Below are 17,516 nucleotides of genomic sequence, written 5' to 3'. Positions count from 1 at the left end.
ATCGAGTCTTAGAAGTCGTTGGTGTTTTGTAAGAAGCTTAGTTCTTGTCCAGACTCCTCGGACTCCGCCTGAACTTACACTGTGACCTTTTAAATTCAATTGTTGAGCAACACGAATGGAACCATGAGTTGGATTGATGAGGCTATAATCCAAAATCACTTTTTCGAGTTCTTCCGACAATCGGTTTGGATGAGGGTTGGTCGCTCCAGATACTCTGTCGATCAAACCTTCTGAACCAAACGTTTGGTAGTTTCTTCTGATCTCATAGAATTGCTGTCTGGAGTATCCCATGATTTTGCAGGCTTTACTGACATTGCTTAATTCGTTTGCCAATTCTAATAAATTTAGCTTTCTTCTCGCTGCTTTGGTGCTTACGTTGGTATTGGTGGTGGTCATGCATTTTCCTCCAAGGAAATGACTTTGTGGTAAAAATCATTTTTTTAAATTGAGGATGTGTGACCACTGCTTCTTTACGAAACTGTCAGGTGAATACTATACTAGCACAAACAATTGAATTTCCTTACAAATCCCAAATCACATATCCACCCTTTGGAAGGTTATTTGCCTGGGTGATTTTACCACTGATAAAATGACGATTTTGTATGGAAAGGGCTTGAACTACATTTCCAGTGGATGGTATATTCCCATCTAACACTTTATTGTTGATAAAATCATAAAATACAAATCCGGCCCTAGGAGATCCATTGATAGTTGTAAAACTCCCGCCGAGGATTCCTTTTCCATTTTCACCCACAGAGATGCTCGATAATTCACTGTCGGCGGTGATGAGGTTGTATGTATATGTTCCCGATTGGCCATCAAATTTGGCAAAAAATGGTGAGGCTTGTGCTCCAATGGAATTAAATGCACCACCGATGTAATATTGATTTTGATAGGTAGTGATTGCGTTGACATTGCTATTGGGAAAATTCACATTCGAAGGAAATAATAAATTGGAAACAGAAATTCGGTTAACTTCCGTAAGATTAGGTGTTCCCGAACCTGCTATCGATGCAAAGGCACCACCCACAAAGACTCTTTGATTGTGAGTATGCAGAGAGTTCACCGCTCCATCGGGATTTGGATTCCAAGAGTCCACGTTTCCGCTAGGAAGTACCAAACGTGCAAGATTGTTTCTTGTGGAGCTTGCTACGTTTGTAAAGGATCCACCTAAATACAGATAGTTATCATCAGATTGGATGACATTGATGCTCGCATCGAAAGTCGGAGCTGTTCCTTCTAGACTTAATGTTTCTAAATTTAAGGCAAAAAAATTACTTCGTGATGTGCTTAATACAGAGCTAAACGATCCACCAGCATACAGAATTTTGTCTTTGATATGGAGTGAGTTGATGGAACCTACCAATTGTGGATTGAAACTCGTTGGTTTTCCTGTGATCAAATCAATCGAACCAAAACCATTTCGTTCCACTACGTTCACACTATAAAAACTTCCAGGAACCAATACTTTGGTTCCATCAGAAGAAAAAGCAAGTTTACCGGTACTAGCTTGGAAACCTGTGGAAAATTTGGGATTCCATGACGAGATCTGACCATTGGTTGGATCGACAGATAATGCAAACCGACGGGAATTACCAAGAACGGAAGTAAAGGTTCCGAGGACATACAACTTGCCACCAAACTCTGCAATCGAAGCAATGCTATCACTGGCAATGAGGGATAAATTCTCCCCTCCAAGAGTGCCCAGATTATTATCCACCGCTGCAAAATAATTCCTGGTCGATCCAGCCACCGTATTAAAGGTTCCTGATAAATACACTTTGGAACCTAGAACAGCAATGTCAGTCACGGGACCATTGGGAGACGGATTCCATGCAGTGGTATTCCCATCCATAAAAAATGATCTTGCATTCGTTGGTGAAACAACTTCAAAGTTACCGCCAGCATAAAGTACTTTGTTATTCGATGAATCTTGTCCGAGTATAAGGGCTTGGATCGAACCGTCCGTAACATTGGGCCCTATGAAACTGGAGATTAAGGTCCCTGTATTATAATTAATCTTTCCTAAACGTGCGTAGGCTGTATCTCCATTCAAATCTGTAAAGGCGCCTCCCACAAAAATTCCATCGTTGTCAGGGGCAAGTGCCGCAACAGCTCCTTGAGCATTCGGAACCCAAGTATTGTCCAACTCTCCTGTATACCGATTGACGGCTGCTAGGTTAGATCTAGCCACTCCATTCCAAACTGTGAAACTTCCGCCGATATAAATTTTATCCCCAACCAATTGGATGTCATTGATGGTAAACCCTGCACTGCCAGTTCCCACGTCAAAATTGGGATCAAGCTGGCAATTGGATTTGATATGGACAAGACTTCGTTTTGGTTTGCCTTGTACATGGGTGAAACTCCCGGCCAAATAAAAACCACCATTTTCATCAGAGATGGCAACATTGCTAAACGCATACACTTCTAAATAGGGACAAACCATTTCATCCAAAATGGATCCATCCGTGGTGTTGAGAATAGCAGCACCTCCCGTATTCGGTCCTAAAAATTGGAACGAGCCACCTAAATAAAGTTTGTTGTCGTAAACGGCTAAGGCTCGGACATCCACATTGGCTGGGATATCGCTATATGCTCCCCAGATTTGATTAGGGAGTTTGGAAAATCCAGGCAAACAAGAAGGGGAGGAGTCGTTTAGCAAAAACCGTAGGATGGTGCTTTGTAAATAGGCATCAGATTCGGGATCACAGGCATTGGATAGTTTTGGGGGTTTGCAAAAAAGAAAAATCGAAGTCAGTGAAAGGAAAAATGAAATCTGCAAGAATCGCATCATGGGGCACACTAACAGAGAGTAATACAAATCGGATTCCTCTGACAACTGCTATTTTCCTTTCCGGACTTTTTGAATATCAGTTTGTCAAAAAATTATTATTTAGAAAATTCAAATGCTTGCAAACATACGTGTTTATCCTTATGGATTTCCATAGGAAATTTCTTTCGTTTGACAGTTTTTTGAGGAAAAAAATTCTCTTTTTGTAGAGTGCTCTCACGCTGATGCGAAATTTTAAAACATTCACAGTTTGGTTTGTTTTCTTTTCCCAATTCTTTTTCATTACCTGTGGTTTACCGAAATTAGAAAATGGTTGTGACCCAAGTTCGGAATCCTACCAAACATTTTATTTGGCTCGGATTCTCAATGATGATGACCGCGAGTATTGCGGCTCGGTTGCCCCGACCAAATCCATTTGTGAAATGGACATTTTGTCCGTCATCCAACCAAGACGTTGGAAATATGTACAAGAAGAACTAAGAAAACAAGCAAACCTGGGTGGAACGGCGATGAGCGTTTCGAGTATCTCCACACCAATTACAGGTATGGCGAAATGGCTTGGTGGTGTTTTAGCTCCCAATGGTAAAATTGTTTCGATGCCATATGACCGGTCAGATCTACTCGTCATTGATCCCAATGCAAATGATACATCGACTCTCGCATCTGGTTTTAGCGGGACTGGCAAATGGGAAGGAGCCGTCCTTGCCCCCAATGGCAAAGTATATGGCATTCCCAGAAACTCGGACAAAATCCTAGTTGTTAAACTAGAAACTAACGAAGTTTATACAATTGATTCTCCGGAAACGGGAAGTGGTAAATGGAGAGGAGGGATCCTTGCCCCCAATGGTTTGATTTATGGAATTCCCATGGCATCCAGTAAAATCCTTGTGATCGATCCCAAAACCGATGCAGTGCGCACCATATCGTCTCCACTGGTGGCAGCAAATATGTGGGAGGGAGGAATTTTGGCTCCCAATGGAAAAATTTATGCCTTTCCTTATAATGTAAATTTTATCTTAGCTTTAGATCCCTATTCAGAAAAAAGTTATGTGATCCCATCTCCCTCTGGTGCAAATCAATGGAGACATGGGGTCCTGGCACCGAAAGGCAAAATTTTTGCAATGGCAGCTGACTCTGCTAATTTTTTAATATTAGATCCAAATAATGATTCTGTGACTTTACTTCCCGTGCCAGCAGTCGGTGTTACGCTTACTGGTAAATGGAGAGGAGGCATTTTAGCAGCTGATGGTAAAATTCATACACTTCCAGCTGATAATGAAAACATCGTATCCATTGACCCTGATACATTATTAACATCTGTATATAATGCAGGTTATCCAACCTTTAACAAATGGGGAGACGGAGTTTTAGCACCTAACGGAAAAATTTATACGATCCCTCATACAGAAGATGATGTTTTGGTGATCAATCCTGGAGCCAATGGGAAAATCTGTAATGCTTTATTACAGAGTAGTTATTGGAATAGTTACTAAAGAATATACGAATCCAATGGAGTAGGAATTTGTAATTTTTTTGATATTTTGCATCGTAAATTGAGCATTTTTAAATTAACATTGACACGATCTCTTTATCCCGTTACAGATTGAGGATGCGATGGAAGGCTTCTCAGTTTTGGAAAAACGCATCTCCTAACGAACTTTTGTCGTTTTTTTTATCCATCGAAAAAGGTGAGGATCTCAGGTCGCTCGCCGATCACATGTTAGATGATGATGAGTTCTGTGATTTAGTCTTCGAATATCTCTGGTTACTCCGCTCCGAAGAAGCGACTCAAAAATTTCTCAACGATGAAAATATCAAACCAGAACTTCTGATGAAGTTTATCTACTTTGGTTATGGAAAACAGTTTTTATTAGATCAGTTTGATTCGAATTCTTACTTTTTGCAAATCAGGCAACTCTTTGGATCCAATCAAAGTTTACGTATCCTTTCCTTGGGAGAGGAGATGGATAGGGACCCTACCTTAAAAATTCACCTTCTCTCCAATCTCGATCCGCAAACATGGGAAGCATATTTTGATCTTTTGGAAGAGAAAAATATGACTATGCAGACTCTTCTTGGAATTTTTGCAAACTTACGGGAAAACGAAATTCGGAAAATCTTACTCAATAGCCACACGTTATATTATTACTTACGAATGATGATGGTTTCGGGCAAACAGACAATCGAAGACATTACCGACAAAGAAAAAGAAAATCGGAAACGATTAGAATCTATTTTAAGTTCCATCCATGTTTGGGAAACATTTTGCCAAGACTTAAAAGATAGGTATGATTTAAACCAAGAGAAAACACTCAAACCAAACCAAAGAGATTCCCATCGATTGTCTTTGGTTCTCAAGGAACTCGTGAAGGTTCATGCGCTGGATCGGTATGATGTGCTTGTGTATTTGAAAGGGAACGGGGTCATCCTAGATAGTTGGGAAGAATCCACGGTTCTTTCTGCCTTAGGAAATTTTGAAAAGGAAGGGAAGTATTTTTAAGCAGTAATTTCGTATTTTACGTTTCGTCTTTGATTTCCTTTTCATAGATAAGTCACTATCTCTCTTATTTTTCTCTCTTTCCTTTGTTTCCATCGCCCTTAAACCGCCCCCCAGTCATCACCGTTTTCACTACGTTTTTGTCGCAAATGTCCACTCTCTTGGTATAAAATTGAACTAAGTTCAAAAAATTGCAGTGGTTCGGAAATAAATTATTTGACACTCGTTCAAAAAGACACCAAAATGTCGTAATTGTTTAAAGTATGTTGAAAATGTTCCGGTTGGGAGGAAATATGAACACAAAAAAAGCATTCGGATTGGTGCTCGTTTTGATGTTTGCTGGCTCATTGTCAGCCCAAACACAAAGTGAAATGTTCCAAAAAGTAGGAGTCATCGGGGATTCCCTAAGCCAAGGGTTCTTTGGTGTAACCGTAGAAAAGAAAACACAAGACTGGGCTTACCCGGTTCTCGTGTCAAAACAAGCTGGTGCGTCTGTATCTTACAATGTTTTGAAAGGGCCTTTCGTCAATTTAGAGGACGTTTTGAAATGGGACTGCGGTATTTTTTGTATCGCTGAAAGTATCATTGGTGGAAACGCATCGACTGTTTCTTTACCAACACATGCTGGGATCACAGGTGCGGAATACACGACAGTACTGCGAACTTCTGGTAAATGTGAAGATATCAACGCCACCAAACAAGTGAAAGAATGGTATTGGGCAAAATGGTATTGGTATACTTACCGTTGGGTGACTGTAGCTGATTGCCAAGAACCAGACAAATTCCATCGATTTGGATTACGAGATGCAGGAACACAAGCCCAAGTGATGGAGAAAGTAAAACCAACTTTCCTCTTTGGATCTGCTGGTGCCAACCATGTTCTCTGTACAGCACTTCATACATCAACAGATTGTTTGGATGAAACACGTTTCAAAAGAGACATTCGCGAATTTTTCCGCAGAATGGCTGCGATGGGAAGTTTAAAAGGGGGAGTGTTGTTCACTGTTCCGAATGTAACTGCGATTGCTTTTCTCGAAAACTATCGTGATCCAAATGGAAGAGCTAACTATTCTGGTTTAAAAGCATTTTTTAGAAATTCTGTTTCTGACCCGAACCAAGTATTAGATGCAAACGAAGTGGCAACCATTTCCAACTTTTTGAGTATGTTAAACAATGAAATCAAAGCACAAGGTGCTACTATGCGTTTCGCAGTGGCAGACTTACGAGTGATCTTTGATGACTTAAAAGAAAACGGAAGACCGATTCGTAGTGCTTCAGGATGGTCTCCAGGAAATGCAAGAGCAAACTGGCCACTTCCAAACCAACCTGGTGTATTTGGATTAGATGGTGTTCACCCGAACATGTATGGTCACTCACTATTTGCTAACGAATTAATTAAAGCAATTAACACTCGTTATGGATTCTCAGTCCCTCAAGTAAGTGAATACACTGCTTGGTATTATGATTCACTCAATAGAAATCCTGTTGATTTGAAAAAATTCTTAACAGAGAATATTTTCGGACAGGCAATTTCTTGGGTTGTTTCTATCTTTACGTAAGAGGATAAGAAGATGAATAAACGGTTAATAGGTATACTTTCTGTTTGTGGTTTTTTCCTCGTTTTGTTTAGCATCACCCTCTGGAAGATGACAAAGACAGAATCGAAAGAAAACCAAGTTGTGTCAGACTCCGATTTTGGTAGTTCAGAAAAACACGCAAATTCCATCTTTGATGATCCAGAATTTGCGGATGCTCCCAATCCAGAAGAATTGGAATTGGCACAAGCGGAAGTCCTATGGCCGTTTGCTCTTGAGAAAAAACCAAATCGTAAAGAAGAGATTAAGGAGGAATGGAGAGATTTTGCGGCTAAATATCCAAACAATTTCTACATTCCGAGAGAAATTCGTCGGCCTCTTACCGAAAACCAAGAGAAGGAACAACTGGAAATGTTGGATTCCTTCACGGCCTTGGATGCAAGTTTTTCAGCAAGTGTTTCGAAAGAAAAATGGTCAGACAAACCAAGTGCCGAAGAACCAAATGCAGGAGAACGACCTTCTCCGAAAGTGCAAAAAGCTTATTTTGATTTCAAAATCAATGAGTTAGAATCTCGCATCCAAATGGTTGAGTATTGGCTTGAAAATAAAAAACCAAGTGGCGAAGTGAAAGGTTCAGCGGAAAAGGATTTACAACTTTGGAGAAAAGAACTCGCAACTCTAAAAGATGTAAGAAACCAAGTCCCTAACTCTTAATCACCAACAACTGAAAACCAAAGGCTTCTTGCAAAGCAGATGCTTTTGGTTTTACATTCTTTATCCCATGTTCATTTTTATCTTTATGCAACGAATCCCAATAGTTTTTTTCCTAATTGTATTTTTTTCATTTCACATCAATTGTTTTGGTGGGCCGAGTGAACCAGAAAACCTCGAGGTGATTCCTGTGGAAGAAGAAGTCACATCAGAAGTTTTATTACGCACTTTGCAATCGGGCTCTACCTTCGATAAAGGACAAGCTTCCATCCAATTGGGAAATCGGGGTGTCACAAAAGCAATTCCCATTCTCCGAACCTTATTAAAAGACAAAGATCCTGGTTTGCGGGCAGGAGCCGCCATAGCACTCGGTGATTTAAAAGATAAAACATCTTCCAACATGATCGCAAATTTGATGTGGTCTGATCATGAAAATCCAAAGGATGTGTATTTGGATGCCCTCACTCGCATGAAAGATGGATCTGTTGTCAGTCGCATATATCCATTGTTAAATGATGAGAATCCAACCCTTCGATTGCAAACCGTGGATTCTTTAGTGCAAATTGGTGTAAGTTCGGTGGGTTCCCAAATTTTGACTCTCGCTTTAAAAAACAAAGACAGAGAAAAAGATAAAACCTTTGCCATGGCACTTGGAAAATTAAAAATTTCTTCAGCTGAAACATACTTACTTAGCTTAACTAAAATCCAAGATGAATCTCCTACACTGGCTGCATCTTATTTAGCGTTAGGTAGGATCAAGGCCAAAAATGCTAATGATGTTTTAGTGACTGCTCTAACCTTACCCTTTGACAAAGGAAAAGAAAATGCTTCCTTAGCACTCATCGAAATTGCTAGTCCCTCTGTCGTTCCAAAGGTTTTTTCTGTTTTGAAAGGAGATAACAGTGAATCAAAGTTATATGCAACAGATGTGCTTTGTTCCATCCCTTCAAAAGAAGCTGCAAAACTCGCATTCGATTTGCTCAATTCCAGTGATACTAAAAACTGGAGTTATGCGGCAAAAATCATTGGCCGTCAAAAGTACAAAGAAGGTAAAAATCGATTAGAAGAATTACTCGCAAAATCAAATACACCGGAAAGAGATACGTTTGCAGAAGCCCTCGGTTGGATTGGAGACTCTAGTTCGATTCCTCTTCTACGAAAGGTATTATTATCGGGAGACAAAGAAGGGCCCTATGGTTCGGCTTGGGCACTCGGTGTGATGGGAGCAAAAGAAGCGGTTCCAGATTTACTCACTGCTTTGGACAAAGGAGATGCAAAGCTTATGGGTTATGCGTTGGAAGCACTTGGTTCCATTGCAGATCCCACAAGTTTACCAAAATTAAAATCACTTCTCTCCAATCGTCCCAAGATGGCACCACAGATTTTATCCACAGTTGCTCTCATCCAAACAGAAGAGGCAAGGTTGTTGTTAGAGGAAGCGACAAAATCAAATAATGCAGAAGTATATCGCCCCGCAATGGAAGAGGTTGCCAAACGTAAAGATCCAAAATCAATTTCTGTTTTAATGGAATTTGCAAATGGAGATGATGCTGAAAAACGTAAGTTAAGTTACTATGCCTTAACGGCAATTACTGGTCAAAAATTCCGTACCGCTAAAGAATGGAATGTTTGGGTGAAGGCAAATCCTTAGATTCAATTCAAATTGAGTTTATCCTGAAAGATATTCGAGGATTCAATTTGAATTCTGGCGATTTCTGAATGTATCTATTATTTAGATCCTCTGGTTTCAAATCGCCTTTCGATTTTGTTTAAAAACCGTTTGATATTTGGGACACCGTATTGTTGTTTTGGTATGTAACTTGCTATAAATTTTCCATCCAATAGGACAAATAACCCATGTGCCAAGCGGTTAGAATTGATAACTCCCACTCCCAAAATTTGTTTCATCGTTTGCACTTCCATTGAATTTCTTTTTCCTAAAGAGTATCCTTTTGCCTTTAGATGAGAGTGGAGTTTTTTTATTTCCATCCAAGAATTTTGTCCGCAAGAAGCAAGATGAATGATCTTCGCTTGTAATTTGCGTGCCTTGATTTCTTCTTCAAGTTCCAAAACTTGTGTAGAACATGCAAATGATTTTACATTGGGTAAAGTTGAAACAAAAACAAGTCCTTTTGTATTCTGCAAATTCGGAAAACGGGAACGAGTGTTTAACGCTGGAGTGAATTGAAATTTTCCACGGAAAGGTTCTCCGAATTTTGGTTTTTTACCATAGAGTTCGATGGGTATCTCTCCTAAAAAAACTTTCATTGTGGCACCATCTTCGCATCAGTTTCTGTTTTCACTTCTTCTTCTTCTTCGGACGAAGAGATCATCTCATCCCAATTGGGAAATGGATCTTCTAAGGTTTTCCAATGCTCTGGGCCTTGTTTGTATTCTTCATCGGTAAGCAGGCATTTGTCGAGAAACACTCTTATCTTTTTTTCGTCCATATCTCGTCCGATAAGAACAATTTCTTGTCTCCTATCACCCCAAGGCTCTAACCAATATTTTTTTAAATTCTCAAAAATTTCTGGATCATCCGGAATCTCTTCTTCGGGAATACTGGCCCACCAATAACCTTCTTGTTTATAAGAAGAAAGATTTCCTGCTTGGGAATAGAGTAATACCCAATCCATTTTGGATGCAAGCCATACAAACCCTTTCGCTCGAACAAGGCCAGGTTTCTCAGAATCTAACCATTCGTAAAATCGATTAGGGTGCATTGGTCTTCTGTTTCCATATACAAAGCTTTTAATCCCGTATTCCTCTGTTTCCGGAACATGTTCCCCTTTGAGTTCTTTTAACCAAAGAGGGGAGTTACTTGCTCGATCGAAATTAAACTTACCGGTATGAAATACCTTTTCTAAAGGAACTTTACCATAGTCAGTTGTTATGATTTCTGCTTCTGCGTTTAACGAACGTAAAATTGTGAGTAATCTATTTTTTTTGGATTCAATGAGAATGTAGTCAAAACGGTTTTCTTTGGCTAATTTAGTGATTTCAATGAGTAAATCTTCTCTTAACGTGCAACAAATACAACCATTGGACATTTCGACTAAAGATTCATTGGTTCGGCTTAGGTTGGCTCCGTTGGCAACCAGTTTCGCATCGATATTCACTTCGCTCATATCATTGACGATGACGGCTACACGCAAACCCTTGCGATTGGAAAGCACGTGGTTGAGAAGAGTAGTTTTCCCAGCGCCTAAAAAACCAGATAGTACCGTAACGGGAATTTTTTTGTCCATATGATCCTCCAAAATACGCAATTCAGTTGCATTTGGGAATGTGGATGGATTCTTGTCAATAGTAAATGCAACATTGTTGCAAAAAATATTGCATTTTTTAAGCAAACGGAACGGAATGTCCTTTCTCAAAACATTTCGAGGAGTAAAATTTACATTCGATGAAAAAATAAAGTGACCGTAAGAAACACTTTTGGTTTGCTTATGACTCAAAGATTAGTGCATGAAAGATTATTTTTTTTCAGTTTTTAAAACCAACCCTCTTGAGTTGAAGGGACTCAATGGAATCCGTGGGATCGCATTTTTTATGGTGATTTACACGCATATGTTTCGACCATACAAATATTTTGGATTTTACGAACCCAATGTTTGGATCGAAAATTTTTTAAATAATGGTTCCCTTTGTATGGATGCTTTTTTTGTTTTGAGTGGGTATTTGATTGGTGGCCAACTCCTCAAAGAAAAAATCAAAACGAATGCCATCAATTATGGTAATTTTCTCACAAAACGTGTGTTAAGGATTTTCCCTCCTTATTATCTATTTTTAACCTTTCAATTTATTTTTATTTATAACCTATCAAAAATTGCCACGGACGAACTAGTCAGAACTGAATCTGCACAATTGGTAAAACGTGTGATTTGGGATTATACTTACATGAGTGATTATTTTGCAGGGATCATGATTCACGGTTGGTCACTCAGTGTGGAAGAAAAGTTTTATATTTTGTTACCTATTTTATTGTTTTTCATATTAAAATTAAAACGACCAAAACAAATTTTGTTGTCCCTGGGAACATTGGTAATCATTCCAACGATCACTCGTTCGATTCATTTTTCTTTGATCAGTCCTGAAAATTTAAATTTCGGAACTTATACAGGCGCTTTCTATTACCCGTTTCACTCGAGAATGGATGGTTTATTTTTAGGAGTTTTAATAGCAGCAGTCCAAATTTATTATCCAGATTGGATTTCTAAGTTTCTGAAAAACAAATTTTCTTTTCACGCTGTAATCCTCTCTGTAACGAGTTTGTTTGCGATTATGTTTTTAACAACAGAAGACAAACCGGAATTGTTTACTTGTGTATTTCGTTTTTTAGTCGCATCGATTGCCTGGTCAGTGATTTTAATCAAAACTTTTGATGAAAATAGTTGGACGAGTAAAGTATTGTCCGTTCCTGTTTTTTCCCCCGTTGCAAAACTTTCCTATTGTGCTTACATCATCCACTTATTAGCGCTTGGTGCCCTTTCTAGAAAATTCATCGGATATCATAAGATTTATTATTATGAAATTTTCCTTTGGACAATCCCTATTGGAGTAATGATATTAGGGTATGCATATTTCTATTATCTATTAACTGAAAAACCATTTTTAGCCTTACGAAATCGTTTATTGTCTCAAAAAAAATTGGGTTAGGATAGGAAATCTCCACTGGATGAGTAAACTATCCTTTCCATAAAATAAGAAAACAAGGGAACACCATGGACGAATATACATTAAAATCAGCAAAAACCATCAACACCATCCGATTGATTTTATTTGGGATTTATGTCCTGGGAATTCTTGGAAGTTTAGGTTCCATTCGAACAGACCAATTGATTGTGATGTCCACCTCTACTGTGTTATATGGTGTACTTGCTTTTTTGCAGATGTATTTGTTTCGAAGAAATTTGAATCCTTATCCATTTTGGTTTGTGGTGGGAGATGTGATTCTGACAGGAGTTTCTACTTGGGGTCAATCCGTCATCAATTTGGATTTGGCCGCAGCAGCTCTTAAGTCTGGGATCAATTACACGATTTGTTTTTTTGTGATTTTATATTCCGGATTTTTGATTTCTAGCAAAAAGACCATTATCATAGGTTTTTTACTCATCATCGTTCATATTGGTTCCCTCGTGTTATCCTTTCAACAAGGGGTTAGTTTTGTTGACCGAAATGATGTTCATACACTTGCCCATTCTGTTTCCTTTCCGATTGAAATAGTAAAGATTGTCTTTTTGCTTTTGGCTACTTTTTTTATGAGTAAAATGGTTGGTTTACTCATCGCTATCCGTGAAGAAGCAGTGGCAGGAAAAAAGGAAGCTGATGGCCATTCCAAAATTGTCTCCGAACAAAAAGAAGCAATGGTGGAAACAGCAGAAAACCTCAACCAATCTGTTGCCGCCTTAAAGGTGTTTACCGATGATTTGAATGGACTTGTCCAAAACCAAGCAGCTTCCATCGAAGAGATATCTGCTTCTTTAACAGAAATTGCTCAGTCTACGGAAAACTCTTTTCAATTTGTAAAAGACCAATATGCACGAATTGAATCCTTAAATGAAGAAAGCCAAACTTTGGAAGGGATTGTTGCTTCTGTTCGCAGTGAAATTGAAGGGATTGCCTATCAAATCAAGGAATCTTCCAAATTTAGTAATTTGGTAACCCTTTCCATGGAAAACTTAAACAATGTACTTTCTGAAGTTAGTTCGAGTTTTCAAAAGGTAGAAGATGTAAACCAAATCATGAAAGAAATCGCTGATCAAACCAACTTGCTGGCATTAAATGCCTCAATTGAAGCGGCTAGGGCTGGGGAACATGGCCGAGGATTTGCCGTTGTGGCACAAGAAGTAGCAAAACTTGCCGAAAACTCAGCTTCCAATGCCAGTATCATTTCCAAAACGATTTTAAAATCAAAATCGGATCTCATCAAAGGAAACCTATCTGCAAAAGAAGCTACCTCCATGGCTTCCAACCAAGAAAAGGAAATGTTGAACATCCAAACCAAAGTAATCAACTTCAATGAAAAAATTATCGATATGCAGAAGTTAAACGCTCGAGTCGTGGAATCTCAAAAACAACTAAAAGACATTTCTTCCCAATTAGAAACCATTGCCAAAGAACAATCGATTGGTAACCAAGAAGTGATGCGTGCAGCACAAAACATAGAAGATGCTGTGCAAGTAGTCGCAGAGAATACCAGGGTGCTTGCGGAACACATTGAGGATATCCAAGTCCTCGCCAATCGGATTCGTTAAAACCTCTCCTTGTTTAACACCATTAACTTAACGCTAGTGAATTTCGTTCAGGATAGACGAGGGGAAAATTATTTGTAATTCTTTTGCTACAAATCAACTTTGAGTGAAAGTCCTCGTTAGGAGACAACGATTGTATGATATCTAATAACTATTTTAATGATAATGATGACCTAATTGATCATTTTGATTCCCTCACACCTTGGAATGCGGTCATCGACCAATATGAACAAGGGTTTGAAGATTTTGCAGAATTTCAAAAATCAGGAAAAGAGGAATTAACCTTCGCTCCTGGCAATTACGAAGATGCGATTGAGTTTTATCGTTCTACCTTGGAAGCAGGGGGAGACATCGCTGGAAATGACATCTCTCAAATCGCTAAACAAATGGATGAAGAGGGTCTCAAATACAAAGACGGACAAGTTGGTTTCCCTAAACCAATGTTAGACGTCGTTGAGAAAATCAAATCTGCTGGTTTATTACCTTACGGAATCCATAGACATTACGGTGGACTCGGACTTCCTTCTGTCGTGCAATCGATGTTATCTGAATGTGTATCTCGTGGTGATGGGTCGCTTGCGATCACACTTGGATGTATGAACCTTGCCGAAACTGTTGAACGATTTGGAACAGATGAAATGATTCACGAGTTTGTTCCAAAGATGGCAGCAGGTGAACTTTGTGGTGCTATGGCACTCACTGAACCCAATTACGGATCGGACCTTCCTAACTTACAAACAAAAGCTGTGAAAGGGGAAGATGGTGTTTGGAAAATCACGGGAACCAAACGTTTTATTACTCATGCTTGTGGTTTTGGAAATGCACCTTCGATCATTTTAACATTAGCAAGGACAGGTTCTACAACGAGTGGGGCACGTGGACTTTCCTTTTTCCTCGTTCATTCTAAAGATGTTTTTGTTGCTTCCATTGAAAAGAAAATGGGTCTTCATTGTTCCCCTACTTGTGAAGTGGTCTTTGAAAATTCTCCAGGGATTCTCATCGGAGAAGAAGGCAAAGGCCTTGTCAAATATTCGATGGCGATGATGAACCAAGCACGATTGAACATTGCTGCCCAAGCAATGGGAATAGCTACTGCCGCTTACTTCGAAGGTAAAAAGTATGCAGAAGAACGAGTTCAGTTTGGTAAAACCATTAACAACATCACTGCTGTGAAAAAAATGTTGGAACGTATGGAACGAGAAGTGGCTGCGATGCGTTGCATTTTATATGAAGCAAGTTTTGCAGTGGATCAGTATCGTTGGAAAGAAGAACGAGGAAAGATGAAAGGCCTTTCTGAAAAGGACATCAAAAAAGATGAATCGTTCAAAAAATGGGAAAGACTTGCCTCTCTTTTTACACCACTTTCGAAATACTACATCACGGAAATGGCAAACGTAGTCGCATACGATGCACTCCAAATCCATGGTGGTTCTGGTTATACGGAAGATTATGATGTAGCAAGATTATACCGTGATGTAAGGATCACCAATATCTACGAAGGAACCACACAACTCCAAACCGTAGCTTGTATTGGTGGGATTGTCTCTGGTATGACAGAAACTGGGATTTACCGAGAGTATTTAAAATCGGAAATGGCTAGTTTTGTTTCTTCCTCTGAGTTAAATGAACTCTTCAAACAATTTGAAACGGTTGTGGCTGAGTATGCTGAAATTGACTCCACTCCACTCCGAGAAGAGTTGGCGTTTGAAGTGGTTGAATCAGCTGCGAGATTCCATAACAGTTTGTTACTCGAAAGAAGTATTGGTCGCTCTAAGGTCGAAAGAAGGACCCATCGAAAAAATCTAACTGAAAGTTACATTTTAGACAGTACGGCCATTCTTGCATCGAACCTTACCAAGATTCGTGGAAAGAAAAAAACTCCAGTCACTGCCTAAACCTAACGGTTTTTCCTCTTTACTTCCCTGTTACGCTTGTTTTGCGGAACAAACAGGAGAAGTGAAGAGTGCTAACTTAACAGACACTAGGCTCTCTTCTCCATTTTCTTGGAGAGGAGATTCTTTCCCTCCCATCCTCGATTCAGAAACACCTAATCATTTAGAACGAATTCGGGAATTAGGAATTCCCACTATCTTTGATATTCATACTCATTTTTTCCCCGAAACCATCATGAAGTTAATTTGGCGTTGGTTTGACAATGTGAACTGGGCCATCGGTTACCGTTTGCCTGAGTTAGAAAGAGTCAAACGTTTACACCATAATGGAATCAAACATTTTACCACACTCAATTACGCACACAAAAAAGAAATGGCAAGTTCGCTAAATGATTGGACTTATGCCAATTACCAAAACTGGGAAGGGGCCATTCCCTTTGGGACATTTTACCCAGAAGAAAGTGTGTTGGCCTATGTGAAAAAAGCCGTGGAAACATACGGCTTTCGTGGATTCAAACTCCATTGTGAAGTTTCAAAACTCAATTTGAATGATCCTGAACTCAGTGATACATTTCGTTATTTAGAACAAAAAGAGATTCCGATTCTCATCCATACAGGTACGGCACCATTACCTGGTGAGTTTACAGGGATCCAATTCTTTTTGCCCTTTATGGAAACTTATCCAAAGTTAAATGTGATTGTTGCTCATATGGGTGCACATGAAATCTCCGCCTATGCGTCGTTACTGGGTAGGTTTCCGAATTTGGCTCTAGATACCACGATGGTCTTTGTGGATTTTCTTGCCACGGGGAAGGAAACAGAGGTAGATGCCGCCATTCCCTTGTTAGAAACGTACCAAAACCAAATTTACTTTGGTTCTGACTTTCCGAATATCCCTTATCACTTAAACCATCCCATTTCGAAACTTTTGGATTTGCCCATCAGTGATTTGGCCAAACAAAAAATTCTCTACCAAAACGCAAAAAACCGATTTTTCAAATGAAACGTGGTTGCATTTGCAACAGCGTTGCAAATGATGGGCGAACAGAGGTAGTGATGAAATTTTTAAAACCAATCGTATTGTTTCTCGTTTTATTAGCTCTGGGCAATTGTGCCGAACTCTTTTCTTCCAAAGAAAAAGATAGCAATGAAGATTTAATTTTAGCAGCGTTGTTTGCGGGACCTGGTTGTGGTCCTACCGCAGTTTCTGGAGCTGCTGGAAATGGCACAAAATATAATTTTGCTGGATGCAATGGAGATGCGAACGTCGTATTAAGTGGATTTGGGTTCACTGTGAGTGGAGTTAGTTTCAATGGCGGAATTCAAGGCACTAGTAATTCATCTACAATTGTAACCAATGCATCTAGTTTATCAGAAACAGGTAATGAATCGAAAGCAGGAATGGAAATTGTTTATGTGATGAGCCAAAGTGGCTCTTCCATTGATGCAATGTTGCAAACCACAAGCAGTCTCGCAGGCCCCGGTGTGCGTTTAAGTCCCACTTCTGCACAATGGTTAAATGCTTCTGTTGCAAATGCATTTGGAGATAAAACTGGTTCCCCATGGGCATCTAGCGTGTCCGTTGAAAAAACTGTTTGCCTGGAAGTCCACAAAGAGAGTGGAGATGCACATATTTTTGGTTGGTCATTACCATGCAATCAGGTGGATCGAAACAATTATGAATTCGAAGAAAAAGACGCAACGATCACTCATTTTTCAGGGGATCGAATTGGCCTTAGAATTAGTAATGCGGTTGTCAAATCAGTTACAATTTATTCTTCACCAATATCGGTGCAGTAGGCTCTTTCCGTTAAAGGAATGACATCGAGACTG

The 17,516-nt window shown here is 39.4% G+C and carries 14 protein-coding genes; 10 read left to right on the top strand and 4 right to left on the bottom strand.

Annotated elements, in window-relative coordinates; all coding sequences use genetic code 11:
* Both EHQ59_RS15750 and EHQ59_RS15745 read right to left on the bottom strand, forming a co-directional pair.
* Positions 1-396, bottom strand: a 396-nt coding sequence (locus EHQ59_RS15750; protein WP_135620653.1) for a helix-turn-helix domain-containing protein, incomplete at its 3' end; no start/stop codon positions are given.
* A 124-nt stretch (positions 397-520) separates the two neighbouring features.
* The gene (locus tag EHQ59_RS15745; protein ID WP_135620651.1) at positions 521-2,842 is read right to left on the bottom strand and encodes a delta-60 repeat domain-containing protein; all 2,322 of its coding nucleotides are present in this window, start codon (positions 2,840-2,842) and stop codon (positions 521-523) included.
* Positions 2,843-3,018: 176 nt separating this feature from the next.
* Here EHQ59_RS15745 and EHQ59_RS15740 point away from each other — a divergent pair, with 176 nt between their 5' ends.
* The 5 genes from EHQ59_RS15740 to EHQ59_RS15720 all read left to right on the top strand — a co-directional run bounded on the left by EHQ59_RS15740 (position 3,019) and on the right by EHQ59_RS15720 (position 9,188).
* Positions 3,019-4,287: an NHL repeat-containing protein gene (locus EHQ59_RS15740; protein WP_135620650.1), complete on the top strand. Its 1,269-nt coding sequence runs from the start codon at positions 3,019-3,021 to the stop codon at positions 4,285-4,287.
* A 116-nt stretch (positions 4,288-4,403) separates the two neighbouring features.
* Positions 4,404-5,294, top strand: coding sequence for an LBF_1199 family protein (locus tag EHQ59_RS15735; protein WP_135620648.1), 891 nt, complete (start codon positions 4,404-4,406; stop codon positions 5,292-5,294).
* Positions 5,295-5,554: 260 nt separating this feature from the next.
* Entirely contained in the window at positions 5,555-6,850 is a 1,296-nt protein-coding gene (locus EHQ59_RS15730; RefSeq protein WP_135620646.1) for a hypothetical protein, read from the top strand.
* Positions 6,851-6,862: 12 nt separating this feature from the next.
* Entirely contained in the window at positions 6,863-7,540 is a 678-nt protein-coding gene (locus EHQ59_RS15725; protein ID WP_135620644.1) for a hypothetical protein, read from the top strand.
* An 85-nt stretch (positions 7,541-7,625) separates the two neighbouring features.
* Complete coding sequence (locus EHQ59_RS15720; protein ID WP_135620642.1) at positions 7,626-9,188, top strand: HEAT repeat domain-containing protein; 1,563 nt, start codon at positions 7,626-7,628, stop codon at positions 9,186-9,188.
* A gap of 77 nt (positions 9,189-9,265) precedes the next feature.
* Here EHQ59_RS15720 and EHQ59_RS15715 read toward each other — a convergent pair whose 3' ends face one another.
* Positions 9,266-9,805 carry a hypothetical protein gene (locus EHQ59_RS15715; RefSeq protein WP_135620640.1) on the bottom strand — a complete coding sequence of 180 codons (540 nt, stop codon included), beginning with the start codon at positions 9,803-9,805 and terminating at the stop codon, positions 9,266-9,268.
* Complete coding sequence (locus tag EHQ59_RS15710) at positions 9,802-10,785, bottom strand: GTP-binding protein (RefSeq protein ID WP_135620638.1); 984 nt, start codon at positions 10,783-10,785, stop codon at positions 9,802-9,804. Before EHQ59_RS15710 ends, EHQ59_RS15715 begins: the two co-directional genes overlap by 4 nt.
* 220 nt (positions 10,786-11,005) lie before the next feature.
* On the opposite strand from EHQ59_RS15710, the gene EHQ59_RS15705 reads away from it, so the two are divergent.
* The 5 genes from EHQ59_RS15705 to EHQ59_RS15685 all read left to right on the top strand — a co-directional run bounded on the left by EHQ59_RS15705 (position 11,006) and on the right by EHQ59_RS15685 (position 17,483).
* The gene (locus EHQ59_RS15705; protein ID WP_135620636.1) at positions 11,006-12,196 is read left to right on the top strand and encodes an acyltransferase family protein; all 1,191 of its coding nucleotides are present in this window, start codon (positions 11,006-11,008) and stop codon (positions 12,194-12,196) included.
* A 65-nt stretch (positions 12,197-12,261) separates the two neighbouring features.
* Positions 12,262-13,794 carry a methyl-accepting chemotaxis protein gene (locus EHQ59_RS15700; RefSeq protein ID WP_135620634.1) on the top strand — a complete coding sequence of 511 codons (1,533 nt, stop codon included), beginning with the start codon at positions 12,262-12,264 and terminating at the stop codon, positions 13,792-13,794.
* 134 nt (positions 13,795-13,928) lie between these two features.
* A complete protein-coding gene (locus tag EHQ59_RS15695; RefSeq protein ID WP_135620633.1) occupies positions 13,929-15,686 on the top strand; it encodes an acyl-CoA dehydrogenase family protein in 1,758 nt (585 codons plus the stop codon).
* A 61-nt stretch (positions 15,687-15,747) separates the two neighbouring features.
* Complete coding sequence (locus EHQ59_RS15690; RefSeq protein ID WP_135620687.1) at positions 15,748-16,686, top strand: amidohydrolase family protein; 939 nt, start codon at positions 15,748-15,750, stop codon at positions 16,684-16,686.
* Between the two features lie 53 nt (positions 16,687-16,739).
* The gene (locus EHQ59_RS15685; protein WP_135620631.1) at positions 16,740-17,483 is read left to right on the top strand and encodes a hypothetical protein; all 744 of its coding nucleotides are present in this window, start codon (positions 16,740-16,742) and stop codon (positions 17,481-17,483) included.
* Positions 17,484-17,516 lie beyond the last annotated feature (33 nt).

Origin of the sequence: Leptospira kemamanensis, from assembly GCF_004769665.1 — a bacterium.
Classification (GTDB): domain Bacteria; phylum Spirochaetota; class Leptospiria; order Leptospirales; family Leptospiraceae; genus Leptospira_A; species Leptospira_A kemamanensis.
This window is presented reverse-complemented; position numbering and strand designations above follow the sequence as displayed.

What these genes read in the sequence shown, in the direction of transcription:
- EHQ59_RS15740 (WP_135620650.1), top strand. Translation starts at nt 3,019, where the DNA reads ATGCGAAATTTTAAAACATTCACAGTTTGGTTTGTTTTCTTTTCCCAA.
- EHQ59_RS15735 (WP_135620648.1), top strand. Translation starts at nt 4,404, where the DNA reads ATGCGATGGAAGGCTTCTCAGTTTTGGAAAAACGCATCTCCTAACGAA.
- EHQ59_RS15730 (WP_135620646.1), top strand. Translation starts at nt 5,555, where the DNA reads ATGTTGAAAATGTTCCGGTTGGGAGGAAATATGAACACAAAAAAAGCA.
- EHQ59_RS15725 (WP_135620644.1), top strand. Translation starts at nt 6,863, where the DNA reads ATGAATAAACGGTTAATAGGTATACTTTCTGTTTGTGGTTTTTTCCTC.
- EHQ59_RS15720 (WP_135620642.1), top strand. Translation starts at nt 7,626, where the DNA reads ATGCAACGAATCCCAATAGTTTTTTTCCTAATTGTATTTTTTTCATTT.
- EHQ59_RS15715 (WP_135620640.1), bottom strand. Translation starts at nt 9,805, where the DNA reads ATGAAAGTTTTTTTAGGAGAGATACCCATCGAACTCTATGGTAAAAAA.
- EHQ59_RS15710 (WP_135620638.1), bottom strand. Translation starts at nt 10,785, where the DNA reads ATGGACAAAAAAATTCCCGTTACGGTACTATCTGGTTTTTTAGGCGCT.
- EHQ59_RS15705 (WP_135620636.1), top strand. Translation starts at nt 11,006, where the DNA reads ATGAAAGATTATTTTTTTTCAGTTTTTAAAACCAACCCTCTTGAGTTG.
- EHQ59_RS15700 (WP_135620634.1), top strand. Translation starts at nt 12,262, where the DNA reads ATGGACGAATATACATTAAAATCAGCAAAAACCATCAACACCATCCGA.
- EHQ59_RS15695 (WP_135620633.1), top strand. Translation starts at nt 13,929, where the DNA reads ATGATATCTAATAACTATTTTAATGATAATGATGACCTAATTGATCAT.
- EHQ59_RS15685 (WP_135620631.1), top strand. Translation starts at nt 16,740, where the DNA reads ATGAAATTTTTAAAACCAATCGTATTGTTTCTCGTTTTATTAGCTCTG.